Source organism: Pseudomonas sp. KCJK9058 (assembly GCF_046230975.1).
GTDB lineage: Bacteria > Pseudomonadota > Gammaproteobacteria > Pseudomonadales > Pseudomonadaceae > Aquipseudomonas > Aquipseudomonas alloputida.
Genome location: NZ_JBJJLR010000013.1, coordinates 34,944 through 51,975 on the forward strand (window position 1 = coordinate 34,944; position 17,032 = coordinate 51,975).

At 63.9% G+C, this 17,032-nt stretch carries 12 protein-coding genes; 7 read left to right on the forward strand and 5 right to left on the reverse strand.

Annotated features, from left to right (window positions below):
* Positions 1-226 precede the first annotated feature (226 nt).
* The 3 genes from ACK59Z_RS09960 (at position 227) to mobA (ending at position 5,179) form a co-directional block, all read left to right on the forward strand.
* Positions 227-1,402 (forward strand): efflux RND transporter periplasmic adaptor subunit, encoded by a 1,176-nt coding sequence (locus tag ACK59Z_RS09960; protein WP_003253890.1) that lies wholly within the window; start codon positions 227-229, stop codon positions 1,400-1,402.
* Between the two features lie 11 nt (positions 1,403-1,413).
* A complete protein-coding gene (locus ACK59Z_RS09965; protein WP_004577475.1) occupies positions 1,414-4,542 on the forward strand; it encodes an efflux RND transporter permease subunit in 3,129 nt (1,042 codons plus the stop codon).
* A 61-nt stretch (positions 4,543-4,603) separates the two neighbouring features.
* Complete coding sequence (gene mobA, locus ACK59Z_RS09970) at positions 4,604-5,179, forward strand: molybdenum cofactor guanylyltransferase MobA (protein WP_108190382.1); 576 nt, start codon at positions 4,604-4,606, stop codon at positions 5,177-5,179.
* 586 nt (positions 5,180-5,765) lie between these two features.
* On the opposite strand, the gene ACK59Z_RS09975 is transcribed toward mobA, so the two are convergent.
* The 5 genes from ACK59Z_RS09975 to peaA all read right to left on the reverse strand — a co-directional run bounded on the left by ACK59Z_RS09975 (position 5,766) and on the right by peaA (position 12,093).
* Positions 5,766-7,439 carry a fatty acid CoA ligase family protein gene (locus tag ACK59Z_RS09975; RefSeq protein WP_409292917.1) on the reverse strand — a complete coding sequence of 558 codons (1,674 nt, stop codon included), beginning with the start codon at positions 7,437-7,439 and terminating at the stop codon, positions 5,766-5,768.
* Between the two features lie 134 nt (positions 7,440-7,573).
* A complete protein-coding gene (gene peaD / locus ACK59Z_RS09980) occupies positions 7,574-8,692 on the reverse strand; it encodes a quinohemoprotein amine dehydrogenase subunit beta (RefSeq protein WP_087535040.1) in 1,119 nt (372 codons plus the stop codon).
* Between the two features lie 31 nt (positions 8,693-8,723).
* The gene (gene qhpC / locus ACK59Z_RS09985; protein ID WP_003248007.1) at positions 8,724-9,047 is read right to left on the reverse strand and encodes a quinohemoprotein amine dehydrogenase subunit gamma; all 324 of its coding nucleotides are present in this window, start codon (positions 9,045-9,047) and stop codon (positions 8,724-8,726) included.
* Position 9,048: 1 nt separating this feature from the next.
* A complete protein-coding gene (gene peaB / locus ACK59Z_RS09990) occupies positions 9,049-10,479 on the reverse strand; it encodes a quinohemoprotein amine dehydrogenase maturation protein (RefSeq protein ID WP_019437499.1) in 1,431 nt (476 codons plus the stop codon).
* Between the two features lie 48 nt (positions 10,480-10,527).
* Complete coding sequence (gene peaA, locus ACK59Z_RS09995; protein ID WP_409292920.1) at positions 10,528-12,093, reverse strand: quinohemoprotein amine dehydrogenase subunit alpha; 1,566 nt, start codon at positions 12,091-12,093, stop codon at positions 10,528-10,530.
* A 403-nt stretch (positions 12,094-12,496) separates the two neighbouring features.
* Between peaA and ACK59Z_RS10000 the strand changes: the two genes are divergently transcribed.
* From ACK59Z_RS10000 to ACK59Z_RS10015, 4 genes are all read left to right on the forward strand, one after another.
* On the forward strand, positions 12,497-13,990 hold the full coding sequence (locus ACK59Z_RS10000) for an aldehyde dehydrogenase (RefSeq protein ID WP_003248002.1): 1,494 nt from the start codon (positions 12,497-12,499) through the stop codon (positions 13,988-13,990).
* Positions 13,991-14,129: 139 nt separating this feature from the next.
* Positions 14,130-15,443 carry a hypothetical protein gene (locus ACK59Z_RS10005; RefSeq protein ID WP_003247999.1) on the forward strand — a complete coding sequence of 438 codons (1,314 nt, stop codon included), beginning with the start codon at positions 14,130-14,132 and terminating at the stop codon, positions 15,441-15,443.
* Between the two features lie 208 nt (positions 15,444-15,651).
* Complete coding sequence (locus tag ACK59Z_RS10010) at positions 15,652-16,173, forward strand: 2,4'-dihydroxyacetophenone dioxygenase family protein (protein WP_108190384.1); 522 nt, start codon at positions 15,652-15,654, stop codon at positions 16,171-16,173.
* A gap of 34 nt (positions 16,174-16,207) precedes the next feature.
* A complete protein-coding gene (locus tag ACK59Z_RS10015) occupies positions 16,208-17,026 on the forward strand; it encodes an SDR family NAD(P)-dependent oxidoreductase (protein ID WP_102885299.1) in 819 nt (272 codons plus the stop codon).
* The last annotated feature ends 6 nt before the right edge of the window (positions 17,027-17,032 follow it).

The window sequence follows — 17,032 nt, forward strand, 5'->3', positions numbered from 1 at the left end:
TTGAAGTAAGCCTGTGGCGAGCGCTTCGCGGGTAAACCCGCTGCTGCAGGTCCCCGTAGGAGCGGGTTCACCCGCGAAGAGGCCAGCACAGGCCCATGCAGAATATAGAACCCAACCACTCGACAGGATCATTCTTCACACTTTTTCACACTCGTCCTACAGGTATTAACAGCCGCCAAGGCAGCGTCTGCCTTAGCATATACACGGTCATCATCGGAAGATCCGCATGCCTACTACCCTCTCCCCGTGCCTGCGCCCGTTGGCGCTCATGGCATTGCTGAGCCTGTCCCTGGCCGGTTGCAGCGACAGCGCCGAGCCAGACGAACAGGCACCCACTGCGCAAGTGCGCGTGGAAACCCTGCAACTGCAGCCACTGGCCATCAGCAGCGAACTCAGCGGCCGTATCCTCGCGCCACGCACCGCCGAAGTGCGTGCGCGGGTCGCAGGCGTGGTGCTCAAGCGGGTGTACCGCGAAGGCAGCGACGTCAAGCAGGGTGATGTACTGTTCCTGATCGACCCGGCACCGTTCAAGGCCGACCACGACAGCGCCCGCGCCACGCTGGCCAAGGCCGAGGCCACCCGGTATCAGGCGCGCCTGCAAGAGCAGCGCTACCGCGAGCTGGTCGACGACAAAGCCGTCAGCCGCCAGGAATACGACAACGCCAAGGCCAGTTTCCTGCAGGCCGATGCCGAAGTGGCCGAAGCCAGGGCGGCGCTGGAGCGCGCACGGCTGAACCTCGGCTATGCCACCGTGACCGCGCCGATCTCCGGCCGTATCGGCCGCGCCCAGGTCACCGAAGGCGCGCTGGTCGGGCAAAACGAAACCACCCCGCTGGCGACCATCCAGCAGCTGGACCCGATCCATGCCGATGTCACCCAGTCTACCCGTGAGCTCAACGCACTGCGCCGCGCCCTGCGCGCTGGCGAATTGCAGCAGGTGGGCGACGGCCAGGCACGCGCCACGCTGATCCAGGATGACGGCAGCGCCTACCCGCTGCCGGGCAAGCTGCTGTTCTCCGACATCAGCGTCGACCCCAGCACCAACCAGATCACCCTGCGCAGCGAGTTCCCCAACCCGGACCTCGACCTGCTGCCAGGCAGCTACGTGCGGGTACGCCTGGAGCAAGCAGTGCAACCCAAGGGCCTGAGCGTGCCGCAACGCGCCATCCTGCGTGACAGCGCCGGTGTGCCGAAGGTGCTGGTGGTAGACCAGCACGCCCGGGTCAGCGACCGCCAGGTTGTACTGGGCAGCGCCCAGGGCGACCGCTGGGTCGTCAGTGAAGGCCTGGCGGCCGGCGAGCGGGTGGTGGTCGAAGGGCTGCAGCACATCAAGGCCGGTGACCAGGTGCAGGTCGACAACGCACCCGCTGCCCCGCCCATCGCACAGCATACCGGCCAGTGAGGGCCTGATTCATGCCGCAATTCTTCATCGATCGCCCGGTATTCGCCTGGGTGGTCGCACTGTTCATCCTGCTGGCCGGCGCGCTGGCCATCCCGCAGCTGCCGGTGGCCCAGTACCCCAACGTGGCACCGCCGCAGGTGGAAATCTACGCCGTGTACCCAGGCGCCTCGGCGGCGACCATGGACGAAAGCGTGGTCAGCCTGATCGAGCAAGAGCTCAATGGCGCCGACAACCTGCTGTACTTCGAGTCGCAGAGCAGCCTGGGCAGCGCCACCATCACCGCCACCTTCGCCCCGGGCACCCACCCGGACCTGGCCCAGGTCGACGTGCAGAACCGCCTGAAGGTGGTCGAGTCGCGCCTGCCACGCCCGGTCACCCAGCAGGGCCTGCAGGTGGAGAAAGTGTCCACCGGCTTTCTGCTGTTGGCCACCCTCACCTCCGAAGACGGCAAGCTCGATGAAACCGCGCTGTCGGACATCCTGGCACGTAACGTGATGGACGAAATCCGCCGCCTCAAGGGCGTCGGCAAGGCCCAGTTGTATGGCTCCGAACGCGCCATGCGCATCTGGATCGACCCGCGCAAGCTGATTGGCTTCAACCTCACGCCCAACGATGTGGCCGAAGCCATCGCCGCGCAGAACGCCCAGGTCGCCCCTGGCAGCATCGGCGATCTGCCCAGCCGCAGCACCCAGGAAATCACCGCCAACGTGGTGGTCAAAGGCCAGTTGAGCAGCCCCGAAGAGTTTGCTGCCATTGTCCTGCGTGCCAACCCGGACGGCTCCACGGTCACCATCGGGGATGTCGCCCGGGTTGAAATCGGCGCCCAGGAATACCAGTACGGCACGCGCCTGAACGGCAAACCGGCCACGGCCTTCAGCGTGCAGTTGTCACCCGGCGCCAACGCCATGGAAACCGCTACCCTGGTACGGGCGAAGATGCAGGACCTGGCGCGCTACTTCCCGGAAGGCGTCAAGTACGACATCCCCTACGACACCTCGCCGTTCGTCAAGGTGTCGATCGAGCAGGTCATCAACACCCTGTTCGAAGCCATGCTGCTGGTGTTCGCAGTCATGTTCCTGTTCCTGCAGAACCTGCGCTACACACTGATCCCGACCCTGGTCGTGCCAGTGGCATTGATGGGCACCTTCGCCGTGATGCTGGCCATGGGCTTCTCGGTCAATGTGCTGACACTGTTCGGCATGGTACTGGCCATCGGCATTCTGGTCGACGATGCCATTGTGGTGGTGGAGAACGTCGAACGCATCATGGCCGAAGAAGGCTTGCCGCCCAAGGACGCCACACGCAAGGCCATGGGCCAGATCAGCGGTGCAATCGTCGGCATCACGCTGGTGCTGGTGGCGGTATTCCTGCCCATGGCCTTCATGCAAGGCTCGGTGGGGGTGATCTACCAGCAGTTCTCGCTGTCGATGGCGGTGTCGATCCTGTTCTCGGCGTTTCTCGCCCTCAGCCTGACCCCGGCATTGTGCGCCACCCTGCTCAAACCCGTGGCCAAGGGCGAGCACCATGAACGCAAAGGCTTCTTCGGCTGGTTCAATCGCCGCTTCGAACGCATGAGCAACGGCTACCAGCGCTGGGTGGTGCAAGCGCTCAAGCGCAGCGGCCGCTACCTGCTGGTGTACGCGGTGCTGCTGGCGGTGCTGGGCTACGGCTTCAGCCAGCTGCCTACGGCGTTCCTGCCCACCGAAGACCAGGGCTACACCATTACCGACATTCAACTGCCGCCGGGCGCCAGCCGCATGCGCACCGAACAGGTAGCCGCGCAGATCGAGGCGCACAACGCCGAAGAACCAGGCGTGGGCAACACCACCTTGATCCTCGGCTTCAGCTTCTCCGGTAGCGGGCAGAACGCGGCGCTGGCCTTCACCACCCTCAAGGACTGGTCCGAGCGCAGCGCCGACGACAGTGCCCAGTCGATCGCCGACCGCGCGACCATGGCCTTCACCCAGCTCAAGGACGCGATAGCCTATTCGGTGCTGCCGCCCCCCATCGACGGGCTCGGTGAGTCGACCGGTTTCGAATTTCGCCTTCAGGACCGTGGCGGCATGGGCCACGCCGAGCTGATGGCAGCCCGTGACCAGTTGCTCGAAAGCGCCAGCAAAAGCAAGGTGCTGACCAACGTGCGCGAAGCCTCGCTGGCGGAAAGCCCGCAGGTGCAACTGGAAATCGACCGCCGCCAGGCTAATGCACTGGGCGTGTCGTTTGCCGATATCGGCACGGTGCTGGACGTGGCCGTGGGCTCCAGCTACGTCAACGATTTCCCCAACCAGGGCCGTATGCAGCGGGTGGTGGTGCAGGCCGAAGGTGACCAGCGCAGCCAGGTTGAAGACTTGCTGAACATTCACGTGCGCAACGACAGCGGCAAGATGGTGCCACTGGGTGCGTTCGTTCAGGCCAGGTGGGTCAGCGGCCCGGTGCAACTGACCCGCTACAACGGTTACCCGGCGGTGTCGATCTCTGGCGAGCCAGCCGCCGGCTACAGCTCGGGCGAAGCCATGGCCGAAGTCGAGCGGCTGGTGGCGCAGCTACCGGCCGGTACCGGCCTGGAATGGACCGGCCTGTCATTGCAGGAGCGGCTGTCCGGTAGCCAGGCCCCCCTGCTGATGGCGCTGTCGCTGCTGGTGGTGTTCCTGTGCCTGGCTGCGCTGTACGAAAGCTGGTCTATCCCGACTGCGGTGCTGCTGGTCGTTCCGCTCGGCGTGCTCGGTGCGGTGCTGGCGGTGACCTTGCGCGGCATGCCCAACGACGTGTTCTTCAAGGTTGGCCTGATCACGCTGATCGGCCTGTCGGCGAAGAACGCCATCCTGATCATCGAGTTTGCCAAGCATCTGGTAGACCAGGGCGTGGACGCCGTCGACGCCGCCGTGCAAGCGGCTCGCCTGCGCCTGCGGCCGATCGTGATGACGTCGCTGGCGTTCATCCTCGGCGTGGTGCCCCTGGCCATCGCCAGCGGCGCAAGCTCTGCCAGCCAGCAAGCGATTGGCACCGGGGTGATCGGCGGCATGCTCAGCGCCACGCTGGCGGTGGTGTTCGTGCCGGTGTTCTTCGTGGTGGTGATGCGCCTGTCACAGCGACGCCAGGCGCATGACAGCGACGGGCAACCCGTGCCCCGCGAAAGCTGACTGGACAAGCCCCGCGTGAAATGGGAGGGTTCCCGGCAATGACTGCCCGGAACCCTTTTTCATGCCTGATGCACTTCCCCCCTGCTCCATCCTCATTCTCGCCGGTGGCCGCGGCCAGCGCATGGGCGGCCGTGACAAGGGCCTGGTGGACTGGCGAGGCGAGCCGTTAATTGCACATGTTCATCGAGTGGTGCGGCCACTGAGCGACGACCTGGTGATTTCCTGCAATCGCAACCAGGCGGATTACCGGGCATACGCCGACCGGTTGGTGGGCGATGCAGAAGCCGACTTCCCCGGGCCGCTGGCGGGGGTGATTGCCGGGCTCAGGGTGGCACGTCATGGGTGGGTGGTGGTGCTGGCTTGCGATGCGCCGCTGGTTGATCGCGAATTGATCGAGGGCCTGCTGCGGCTGGCAGTGGCCGGTAACAGCGCGGCCATGGTGCGTCAGGGTGGTTTTTGGCAGCCGATGTTCAGCGTACTGCCCACGCGGGTGTTGCCGGTGCTGGAGCAGGCCTGGACAGCGGGTGAGCGGAGTTTGCAGAAGGCCTTGCTGCGCGAGGCGGTGCAAGGGCTGGAGTGCGCCGAGAGTGATCGCCGGCTAAGCAACTTCAACAGCCCGGAACGGCTGCAGGACTGAGGGCATGACACCGTTAACACAGGTAGTTCACTGGCCAGCAGGGCCGGCCCTTTCGCGGGTGAACCCGCTCCTACACGACGGCCTGTGTCCAACCCCCGATGTGTGTCCACCACCGAGCTGCGTAGGAGCGGGTTTACCCGCGAATACGGTGGTGGCAGCAACGGTGAACGGCGGATGGAAATTGGCCAGCAGTTCCGGCCTCTTCGCGGGTGAACCCGCTCCTACACGACGGCCTGTGTCCACCCCCCGATGTGTGTCCACCACCGAGCTGCGTAGGAGCGGGTTTACCCGCGAATACGGTGGCGGCAGCAACGGTGAACGGCGGATAGAAATTGGCCAGCAGTTCCGGCCTCTTCGCGGGTGAACCCGCTCCTACACGACGGCCTGTGTCCAACCCCCGATGTGTGTCCACCACCGAGCTGCGTAGGAGCGGGTTTACCCGCGAATACGGTGGCGACTGCGACGGTGAATGGCCAGGGATACTGGCCAGCAGGGCCGGCCCTTTCGCGGGTGAACCCGCTCCTACGGGCGACCGCGCAGGATGTTCGAATCTTGAGCAAGGCGTTCACCTTGGCCACGTAAAAGGTCATCTGGCAGACAGCTCTTCGACACTGATCTCGCGCATCCGGAACTTCTGCACCTTACCCGTAACCGTCATCGGAAACGCGTCGACAAAACGGAAGTACCTGGGCACCTTGAAGTGCGCAATCCTCGCCCTCGCCCACTCACGCAACGCTTCCTCACTGACAGCATGCCCCGGGTGCAGGCGCACCCAGGCCACGATCTCTTCACCGTACTTGCTGCACGGCACGCCAATCACCTGCACATCGGCCACCGCCGGATGGGTGAAGAAGAACTCCTCCAGCTCGCGCGGATAAATGTTCTCGCCGCCGCGAATGATCATGTCCTTGCTGCGTCCGACAATACGCACATAGCCCTGCTCGTCCATCACCGCCAGGTCGCCAGTGTGCATCCAGCCCTCTGCGTCGATGCTCTCGGCGGTGGCTTTGGGGTTGTTCCAGTAACCCAGCATCACGCTGTAGCCGCGGGTGCACAGTTCGCCGATCTCGCCACGCGGGACAGTGTTGCCTTCGGCGTCCACCACCTTGCTCTCCAGCCGGGGCTGGGTGCGACCGACGCTGGTCACGCGACGCTCCAGGTCGTCAGCGGCACCGGTCTGCAAGGACACCGGGCTGGTCTCGGTCATGCCATAGGCAATCTGCACTTCGGCCATGTGCATCTCGCCAATCACCCGGCGCATCACCTCGATCGGGCAGGTCGCGCCGGCCATGATCCCGGTGCGCAGGCTCGACAGGTCGAACTCACCACGCTGCGGATGGTCCAGTTCGGCAATGAACATGGTCGGCACGCCATACAGCGCAGTGGCTTTTTCCTGCGCCACTGCCCGCAGCGTGGCCAGCGGGTCGAAGGCATCGCTGGGGTAAATCAGTGCGCTGCCGTGGGTCATGCAGCCAAGGTTGGCCATGACCATGCCGAAGCAGTGGTACAGCGGCACCGGCACCACCAGCCGATCGTGCTCGGTAAGGCCCAGGCTTTCACCGACCATGTACCCGTTGTTGAGGATATTGCTGTGGCTGAGGGTGGCCCCCTTGGGGAAACCGGTGGTGCCTGAGGTGTACTGGATATTGATCGGGTCGTCGCAACGCAGTTGTGCCTGGCGCGCGGCCAGGGCCTCGCCGCTGACGGCCTCGGCACGGGCCTGCAATGCGTGCCAAGCCAGGAAGCCCGGCGGTGGCGACAGCGCCAGGCTGACCACGCCATGCAGCTCGGGGAAGCGCTCGCAGATCAGCGCGCCCGGTTGGCCGTTGGCCAGGCCCGGGAGCAGGCCCTGCAGCGTGGCGTGGTAATCGGAGGTCTTGAACGCATCGGCACAGATCACCCAGCGGCAGCCGGACTGGCCAAGGGCGTAGTCCAGTTCGCTGGAACGGTAGGCCGGGTTGATGTTGACCAGGATCGCGCCAACCTTGGCGCTGGCAAACTGGGTAATGCACCACTCGGCGCAGTTGGGTGCCCAGATGCCAAGACGGTCACCGGGCTGCACGCCCAGGGCCATCAGCGCGCGGGCGTGCTGGTCGACGGCGTCGGCCAGTTGCCGCCACGTGTAGCGCAGGGCCTGATGGTGAACCACCAGCGCCTCACGCTCGGGGAAGCGGGCCACGGTGGCGTCGAAGGCGTCGCCGATGCATTGGGTCAGCAGGGGCTTGTCCTGGTTGCCCTGGGTGTAGCTTGGCTGGGGCATGGGCGTTCTCTTGTTGTTCTTGTGTTTTCTGTGCTGGCTTCTTCGCGGGTGAACCCGCTCCTACAAAAACCTCCAACGGCCTCAAATGTGGCGCCGTCCTTTGTAGGTTTACCCGTGAAGAGGCACACACCGGTTTAGCGAACGAACACCTGCGGCGTCGTGGTAGACATGTCACCACCCGGCAACTTGATGTTCTTCACCTTTTCAAGCGTATCCGGGTTGAACACCGCCAGGTCATTGAAGGTGCCGCCCAGGTAAAGCTTGTCGCCCTTCTTGTCGAACGTCACGCAGTAGTAGGTGTGCTCCAGATTAGCCGCCTTGATCAGCTTGCGCTGTTTGATGTCGTACTTGGCCAGGCGGTTGAGCACGCCGTAGATCTGGTTCGGATCCTTGGGCGAGCGCAGGCCGGTGAAGTACAGCTCGGTCAGGTCGGCGAACTCCTGGGTGTGGGTCTTGCCGGTCTTCAGGTCGATGCTCAGGTAGCCATACAGCGGTTCGGCGGTGGCCGGGTCCTGCTTGTCATCCTTGAACTTGGCAATGGTGTACAGCATGGTGAACTCATGGCGCGGGCTCTGGTGCGGCCAGAAGTACAGCACATCCGGGGCGCTGTAGCCTTTGCGGTTCCAGTTGCGCAGCGGCAGGGCTACCGAGTACTTGCCGGTCTTCACGTCCATCTTGTAAATGTCCGGCCCGGCAACGTACAGGCTGCCATCGTCGGAGGCGCGCATCAGGTACACCTGGCGCGGCATCGGGAAGGTGCGTACGGGCTTGGCCTGAAGGCCATCGGCGGTGCTGAACACCTCCAGCCGGGGTGGCTTGACCACGTAATGGTCGTTCAGCCTCTGGGTCGGGTTGACCGTGGCATACACCTCTTTGCCGTCTGGGCTGATGGCGAACGAATAGATCGACCGGCCGACTTCACCGGCTACGCTGGACAGGTTGGCGTGGAAGGTGTTCTTGCAAGTGTCCAGGTCGATGCCGTAGATGTCGCCGTAATGGTTGTTGAGCACGTAGGCGGTGCGATTGTCCGGCGCCATCATTGCGGTGCCAGGGCCGAACTTGTCCGGCATCCGGCAGCTCTTGTAGACCGTGTCACTGGCCACATCGACCACATGCAGGTTGTTCGGGTAGTTGGTCACGATCATGTATTCGTGGCCAGCCTTCAGTGCCGGGCCAGTGTCGTCGGCCTGTGCCAGCCCGGCGCCCATGGCGGCGATGGTGAGCGCCAATGGCGCGCAGCGTCCAGCTTTCATGCGGTTTCCCCTTGTCATTCTTGTTGGGCCGTCACTTGTCTTTCGGGAACACGGTGCCGAGGTTGCGCCAGTCCTCTGCCGAGTTGGTCGCCTGGGCGTTCCAGTCCTGGTAGGTGCTCATCATGTCCGGCACCTGGGCCGGCCACCAGCAAGGGTCGGAACAACCATAAAGGTCGGCCTCCATCGGCTGGCACAGCGAGCTCACGCCGCCAAAGGCGTCCACCTCCCAGCCGGGGTCGGTAGTGGCCGTGCAGCCGGCCACCGCGCTCATTGCCATCACGTCTTCGACACGGTCTTCGGCGGCGGCCTGCTCCAGGATGCGCGCCTTGTTGTTCAGGGGCTTCAAGTGCTTCATGTCAATGCGCCTTCCGCGGGGTGATGTAGCGATCGATGAAGGCCGGGTTGGCGGCCATGATGCGGCTGTAGACTTCAATGCCGAAGTCCACCCAGTCGCGCATCAGTTCGCAGTAGTGATACGTCGGGTGCTGCGGGTCGCCGTAGCGCGCATAGCTTTCGTGATAGCAGCCGCCGGAGCACAGGTTGCGGATGCGACAGCTTTCACAGCCGGTGTTGCTGCGGTCCAGGCGCTGCGACAGGAAGTCGTTGAGCTGCGCCTGCTTCACGCCCTGGTGCACGTTACCGAAGGTGGGCAGGCTGGAGCCGGTGAAGCGGTGGCACAGGTTCAACTCACCTTCGTGGTCCACTGCCAGCATCTTCAACCCGGCGCCACACGGCAGGGCCTTCTTGTGGCCTTCGTGGATGTCGGTGATCAGCTGATGCAGGTTGGAGAACCCGATGTTGCGGTGCTCCAGTGCCGCCTCCAGGTAGCGCCGGCCGAGTGCCTTCATGTTGGCGAAGACTTGCACCAGCTCGTCGCCAGTGAGGTTGAAGTCGGCCATGTCGCCAGAGGTAACGGGGGCAAAGCCGACCTCGGCGAAACCCATTTCGTTGAACAGGTGGTTCCAAATGGTTTCAACGTCAGTAATGCCACGGGTCAGCGTGACCCGCGCGCCCACCGGCCGGCTGGTGTAGCGCGACAGCAGCAGGTCGGCCTTGCGCCGCACCACGTCATAGGTGCCCTGCCCGCCCACGGTAATACGGTTGCGGTCATGCACGGTCTTGGGGCCATCGATGCTGATCGACAGGCCAAAGCGGTGGGCGTTGAGCCAATCGATGATTTCTTCGGTCAGCAAAGTAGCGTTGGTGGTCATGATGAACTCCACCTGCTTGCCCGCTTCGGCGAACCGCCGCTCGCAGTAAGCCACCATGTGCTCGATCAACGGCCGGTTGGACAGCGGTTCGCCACCGAAGAACACCACGCTGTAGCGCTGCTCGTTGGGTGACTCCTTGAGCAGCATCTCCACCGAGGCTTCGGCGGTGGCGGTACTCATCTTCTTGCCGGCGGAAGGCTTGTCCAGGTCTTCCTTGTAGCAATAGGTGCAGCTGAGGTTGCAACCGGTGTTGACGTTGAGCACCACGGTGTTAAGTGCGGTGCGCTCGACTTGCCTGAGGGCGATTTCCGGGGTCAGCGGCGAGCCGTCGCTGACCAGCTCCAGCGCGATCAGCTCGCGCAGGGTGTCCTGGATATCGTCGCCGGCAAACTGCTGGCCAAGGCGCTGCATCAGCTCCTCGGCCGAGCAGCCTTGCTGGCGCAAGGTGTCGATGATGCCGCCGGTCACCGCGTCAGCGGTGAACAGCGAACTGCTGGGGATATGGAACAGCATGCGGTCGGCATCAACCTGTACTTCGTGCAGGTTGCGTTCGACCAGGTTCAGTAGTACGCCCATGGCGACCTCCCGATAATCGATCCGTTGGAAAACCGTTGCAGCCTGCCGTTACGGCAGCGGCGGGTTATTCCAGCGCTGTACGGTGACGATCATGTGCCCTTCGCCGGTCTGGCCACCGTCGGCCAGCGTGGCGATGACCTTCAGGTTACCGGCGTTGTTGGTCATCATCTTGCGCTCAGGGTTGGGCCCGGCACCGCCTGGCACGAACACACCGTCGGCCTGCATCTGCCCGGCGAACTTGACGTCTTCATCCTCGACAGCACGCTCGTTGAACGGCTCGACCTTCCAGCTGGCCGGCAGGTAGCCGATACGCAGCGGCTGGCCATTGGCATCCTTGCCCCAGGCTTCGGCCTCGAAACGCCCCTGCACTTTCGGCACGGAGGCACCGTTCTCGCCAATGCGCGCGATGGAGAACGCCGGCACGACCTTCACTTCATCGACTTTGTCGTAAACCGCCAGGTTCACGCCCTTGAGCGCACCTACCGCCACCTCGCGCAGCCCTGGCCTGGCATCGGCCGCGGCACGGGCCTTGACCCTTACCAGGGTCGGGGTCTGCTCCAGCACTTCGGTCACTTCCACCCCGGCGCCCAGGTCCGGCTTGCCAGTCAGGCCGCTGCCAACCAGGGTGATTTCGCTTTCACCTCCGGCCTTGATGAACGCCGGTTGTACCGCCAGCAACTGCGCCTTGCCTTCTTTTACGGCGCTGAAGTCCAGGCCGCGCTCATCGTGATCGGCTTCGAACATACGGCCTTTCATTTCGCCATCCAGCGCGGCGAACACCTGGCGCAGGTTGGCATCGCCAACCTTCACATTGCCCCGCCATTCATAACCGTTGTACAGGATGGCCGAGCCTCTGCCGTTGAACGGTGTACCGTCGGCGTAAGCACCCTTGACCTCGACCTTGAAGGTATCGCCCTCTCCGGCCGTGACGCTCATCACCCCACGTACATCGCCCTTGGCCAGCATATGGCCGCTGAATGCCCACTGCCCCGGCAGTACGTCCGCCTTGGGTTTGGCCTTCTGCCATTCGTCCCAGGCCGCGCTGTCCATCGGGAAGCGCTTGGCAAGGTCCGGCACCACTTGCTGCAGGGCGATCGGCAGCCAGTCGCGGTCACGCGCCAGAGCTTGGTATTCAAGGGACGGCCATTGGCCAAGGTGGAAGTGGACCAGGTGTTCCCACTCCTTGGCCGGGCGCCGTTGCAAGGCGACACGGGCACCCGAGTGGCAACGGCCACAGGTCTCGCTGAGCTGGGTGTCGAAGTGCTCGACGGTATTGAGCCGACGCTCCATGGCGTAACGCACGCCATCGGTTTCGCTGGGCGCCAGGCCCTGTTTGTCGGCCAGGTATTTGACCAGCGTGCGACGGTCGTCGTCGCTGATCTGAAGGCCATGCATCACCTGCATGCGGGCGATGCTCATCAGCCAGCCTTCCGGCGTCTTGCGCTGGTGGCTGATGCGGCTATAGGTGTCGTTGCCTTCGGGGATATGGCACCCCATGCACTTGTTCTGCAACAGGCTCGGGCCCTGCTCGGCCGCCATGGCCTGGGTGCTCAGCAGCGCGGCGGCGACCAGCGCCAGTTTGCCCGCATGCCGCCGGAGTCGAGTCGTCTTCAAGGTCAGACCTCCACGGTTGTTGTTCTTATCGTTTTCGCACGCTTTGGTACAGCAGGTGTGCATGTGACGGTTGTGATACAGGAACTGTGCCAGTTAGGGTAAAAGCGTTTCCTTTCAACCCTTTAAGCGGTTTTCGGGGCTTGGCCAGGAGCCGGGATGGCCATTTGCAGCGTGCCATTTCGCGACAGGGTGTTTCATGTTGAGACAGGGCCCGCGAAGAGGCCGAACAGCCACTGTTTCACCACCGTCTCACACCGTCTCAATGTGCAACAGCGCAACTTGGCAATCGCAGCCTTGCGCTCAGGCAAAACCCAACGCCCACAACGCTTTGCGGCCATCTGCCCAGGTTGGCACGGCCATTGCGCCAGTGCCCGTCACATCCAATGACAAGAGGCACAGCCCCATGCTTTCCGAACTGCCCATCCTGCCCGCCACCCGCGCCTTTCTCGAACGCAAGCTGAAGATGCGCATCGGTGCCGACTGGCAGGACGCCGCCAGCGGTCGCACCCTGTCGTTCCGCAACCCGGCCACCGGCGAGGTGCTGGGTGAAGTGCCGGCCGCCGAGGCCGAAGATGTCGACCGCGCCGTGCGCGCTGCGCGCCAGGCCTTCGACGACTCGCCCTGGAGCCGCATGCGCCCGCGCGAGCGGCAGAACCTGCTGTGGCGCCTGGCCGACCTGATGGAGCGCGATGCGCGCCAGCTTGCCGAACTGGAATGCCTGAACAATGGCAAGAGCGCCGCCGTGGCCCAGGTGATGGACGTGCAACTGGCCATCGACTTCCTGCGCTATATGGCGGGCTGGGCCACCAAGATCGAGGGTAGCACCGTCGAAGCGTCCATGCCGTTGATGCCCAACGACCAGTTCCACGGCTTCGTGCGTCGCGAGGCAGTGGGCGTGGTGGGCGCCATCGTTGCCTGGAACTTCCCACTGCTGCTGGCCTGCTGGAAGCTCGGCCCGGCCCTGGCCACCGGCTGCACCGTGGTGCTCAAGCCTGCCGATGAAACCCCACTGAGCGTGCTCAAGCTGGCCGAGCTGGTCGACGAGGCCGGCTACCCGGCCGGCGTGTTCAACGTGGTTACCGGTACCGGCCTGAACGCCGGCGCCGCGCTCAGCCGCCACCCCGGCGTAGACAAACTGACCTTCACCGGCTCCACCGAGGTCGGCAAGCTGATCGGCAAGGCGGCCATGGATAACATGACCCGCGTCACCCTGGAGCTGGGCGGCAAGTCGCCGACCATCGTCATGCCTGATGCCAACCTGCAGGAAGCCGCAGCCGGTGCGGCCACGGCGATCTTCTTCAACCAGGGCCAGGTGTGCTGCGCAGGCTCGCGGCTGTATGTGCACCGCAAGCACTTCGACAATGTGGTGGCCGACATCGCCGCAATTGCCAATGCCATGAAGCTGGGCAACGGGCTGGACCCGGCGGTGCAGATGGGCCCGCTGATTTCAGCCAAGCAGCAGGACCGCGTCACCGGCTACATCGAGCTTGGCCGCGAACTGGGTGCAACCATCGCCTGCGGGGGTGAAGGTTTCGGGCCTGGTTACTTCGTCAAGCCGACGGTGATTGTCGATGTGGACCAGCGTCACCGCCTGGTACAGGAAGAAATCTTCGGGCCGGTATTGGTGGCGATGCCATTCGATGACATCGACGAAGTGATCGGCATGGCCAACGACAATCCCTACGGCCTGGGTGCAAGTATCTGGTCCAACGACCTGGCCGCCGTACACCGCATGATCCCGCGCATCAAGTCCGGATCGGTGTGGGTCAACTGCCACAGCGCGCTGGACCCGGCGCTGCCGTTTGGTGGCTACAAGATGTCTGGCGTTGGTCGTGAGATGGGCTCAGCGGCCATCGAGCACTACACCGAGCTGAAATCGGTGTTGATCAAGCTCTGATCCTTTTTCCTGTACCGGCCTCTTCGCGGGTAAACCCGCTCCTACACCCGGTATCACGTGCCTTGTGGGCGCGGATTCACCCGCGAAGAGGCCGGTACAGGCGACACAAAAACAACAATAAAAACCATGGAGCAAACCCATGAGGCACACACTCGCCTGCACATTGGCCCTGCTGTTAACCGCCCCCGCCAGCCAAGCCTACGAGCTGTACAACCACGATGGCACCACCCTCAACGCCAACCTCGAAGCCCTGTTCGGCGTCTTCCACAGCGACGAAAGCTTCAACCAGGCCGGCAACCGCCAACCCGGCAGCACCGCCTGGCAGGAAGGCTACGTCAAATACGGCCTCAGCGGCAGCCAGACCCTGGCCGATAGCGGCACCCTCTACGGGGCCTTCAGCCTGCTCAGTTCCGCCACCTGGGGCGATGGCGACGCCGCCGGCCTGACCTTGGGCGACGAACGCCGTACCGCCATCGAAGACTTGTACCTGGGCTGGCGCTCGGCCAACCTGTTCCCGGCGCTGGGCGAAGATGGCGTGGACATTTCCGGTGGCCGCCAGGTCGTCACCCTGGGTGATGGTTTTCTGATCCAGGGTGACCCGGTCAACCTGGGCAAGGTCGACCTGGGGGCCAACTTCGATCGCGGCGGTGCCTACTACCTGGCCGCACGCAAGGCCTTCGACCGCACCGCCGTGCTGCGCCTGGGTGGCAACCAGGGCTGGCGCGGTGACCTGATGTGGTTGAAGTCCGACAACCATTACCAGGCCGACACTTCCCTGGCGGTCGCCAACCTGGAGCACGTCGCCGATACCGGTACCGTCGGCCTGAGCTGGATCCGCGGCCTCGACGTGGACCAGCGCTACGCGCAGATCATGGGCCTGGAACACCGCGACGGCATGGACACCGCCAGCCTGCGCGGGCGCGGCAACCTGGGCGTCAAAGACCTGGAGCTGGCCGCCGAGTATGTGACCCAGGACAAGACCGGCGGGCGCGAAAATGCCTGGTACCTGGAGGGCAACTGGACCTTCTCCCAACTGCCCTGGTCACCCACCGCCACCTACCGCTACAGCCGCTTCTCCGAAGGCTTCGACCCGCTGTTCTATGGCCTCAGCCGGGGTTACGGCACCTGGTTCCAGGGTGAAGTGGCAGCCAACTATGCCGGTCCGTTCAACAAGAACAGCCAAGTGCACCATGTCGCGCTGAAGGGCAAGCCACGGGACAACCTGACCGTCGGCGCACTGTACTTCGACTTCGACACGCTGGACACCGACCAGGGCAACCTTGGCGGGCGCGAGCTGGACCTGTATGTGGAATGGATGGTCAACGACCACCTGCTGATCAGCCCGGTGGTGGGGTTCTACAAACCGGAGCGCAGTGCGGCCAATGGCGGTACGCAGCTGGGTGGGCGGGATACCGGGACTTACTTGCAATTGATTGTCGGGACCTTCTTCTGACCTGCAATAGCGGGGCGCGGCGCGCCCCTTCTGCACCACCGCGCTTGATCAAATTTGATCATCAAGCCTGCCAAGCTGCATGAATTCTCACCACCTTAACCCGCTCTAACCCGCGTAAATCAGGCCTTTCAGGGCTTGGCACAGGCTGTGCAAAAAGATCCTCGCGAGCCAACGCTCGACCATAAAAACAACACATCGAGGCCTGTTCATGAACACCACCCTGAAGCCAAGCATTGTCCAACTGCCGCCTGAGCCCCATGCCGCCATCGTCGACCGCTATGGCCTGCATGGCGGGCACATCGGCACCGGCGAGGATGAATCACCCTGGGTCCCGTTCGGCGATTGCGCCGCCATACGCCACCTCAGCTTCGATGTACGAACCGGCAGCGTGTGCAACATTCTCTGGGTCAAGGGCGGCGGCCGCATCGGCACCCACCGGCACCGCGCAGCCGTGTCAGCAGTAACGCTGGAGGGCACCTGGGGATATTACGAGTACGACTGGGTATCGCGGCCCGGCAGCTTTGTCTACGAAACCCCAGGCACCGCCCACACCCTGTATTCCGATGACCCGCAAGGCATGAAGGCACTGTTCTGGATTCACGGGCCTATCGAGTTTTTCGACGAGCACGGCCAGCACACCGAAACCACCGATGTGTTCTGGTTCATCAATCATTACGTGAGCCATTGCGAGAAACACGGGCTGCCAATCAACCAGGCGTTGTTCCTGTGAGCGGGTGTAGCGGTCAACGGACAGGGAGGTGCTGATGAAATACTGGGAACGATTTGCCGTCGAAGGCTTGACCTGTGTGGTCACCGGCGCCGCCAGCGGCATTGGCCTGGCCTATGCCGAAGTAATGGCCGAAGCCGGGGCACAGGTCACCCTACTGGACCTGGACGCCGAACGCCTGCAGGAACAGGTAGCGCGCTTGACCGCGCTGGGTTTCGCTGTGCACGGCGAAGTGGTGGACGCCACCGATCGCCAGGCGATGTATGCCTGTTTCGAACGCATCGGCGAGCGCTATGGCCGACTGGATGTTGTGTTCGCCAACGCCGGCATCGACGCTGGCCCCGGCTTTCTGGACAGCGAGGGCCAGCGCTGCGCTGAAGGCGCACTGGAGACGTTGGACGAAGCGCACTGGGACAAGGTGCTTGCAACCAACCTCACCTCGGTGTTCACCACCCTGCGTGCGGCAGTGTGCTTGATGAAACCGCGTGGCCAGGGCCGCATCATCGTCACCACCTCCAATGCCGCGATCATAAATGAAGCCATCGTCGGCACCCCCTACATGCCAGCCAAGGCCGGCGCTGCGTCACTCGTGCGGCAGGCCGCGATGGAACTGGCCCGCTACGGCATCAACGTAAACGCGATCGCGCCTGGCCCGTTCGTGACCAACATCGCCGGGGGCCGCTTGCGCAACCTGGCCGACCGCGCGGCGTTCGCCCAACGGGTGCCGCAACACCGGATCGCCTCCACCGAAGAAATCAAAGGCCTGGCCTTGTTCCTGGCCTCACCGGCCTCGGATTACGTCACGGGCGCGCAGATCGTCATCGATGGCGGGCAGATGCTCGGCCGGGTGGACTGAGGAGGC

Excerpts from the sequence above, each read along its gene's own strand:
- ACK59Z_RS09975 (WP_409292917.1), bottom strand. The coding sequence starts at position 7,439 with ATGCCCCAGCCAAGCTACACCCAGGGCAACCAGGACAAGCCCCTGCTG.
- ACK59Z_RS09965 (WP_004577475.1), top strand. The coding sequence starts at position 1,414 with ATGCCGCAATTCTTCATCGATCGCCCGGTATTCGCCTGGGTGGTCGCA.
- peaB (WP_019437499.1), bottom strand. The coding sequence starts at position 10,479 with ATGGGCGTACTACTGAACCTGGTCGAACGCAACCTGCACGAAGTACAG.
- peaD (WP_087535040.1), bottom strand. The coding sequence starts at position 8,692 with ATGAAAGCTGGACGCTGCGCGCCATTGGCGCTCACCATCGCCGCCATG.
- qhpC (WP_003248007.1), bottom strand. The coding sequence starts at position 9,047 with ATGAAGCACTTGAAGCCCCTGAACAACAAGGCGCGCATCCTGGAGCAG.
- ACK59Z_RS10015 (WP_102885299.1), top strand. The coding sequence starts at position 16,208 with ATGAAATACTGGGAACGATTTGCCGTCGAAGGCTTGACCTGTGTGGTC.
- ACK59Z_RS10005 (WP_003247999.1), top strand. The coding sequence starts at position 14,130 with ATGAGGCACACACTCGCCTGCACATTGGCCCTGCTGTTAACCGCCCCC.
- ACK59Z_RS10010 (WP_108190384.1), top strand. The coding sequence starts at position 15,652 with ATGAACACCACCCTGAAGCCAAGCATTGTCCAACTGCCGCCTGAGCCC.
- ACK59Z_RS10000 (WP_003248002.1), top strand. The coding sequence starts at position 12,497 with ATGCTTTCCGAACTGCCCATCCTGCCCGCCACCCGCGCCTTTCTCGAA.
- mobA (WP_108190382.1), top strand. The coding sequence starts at position 4,604 with ATGCCTGATGCACTTCCCCCCTGCTCCATCCTCATTCTCGCCGGTGGC.
- ACK59Z_RS09960 (WP_003253890.1), top strand. The coding sequence starts at position 227 with ATGCCTACTACCCTCTCCCCGTGCCTGCGCCCGTTGGCGCTCATGGCA.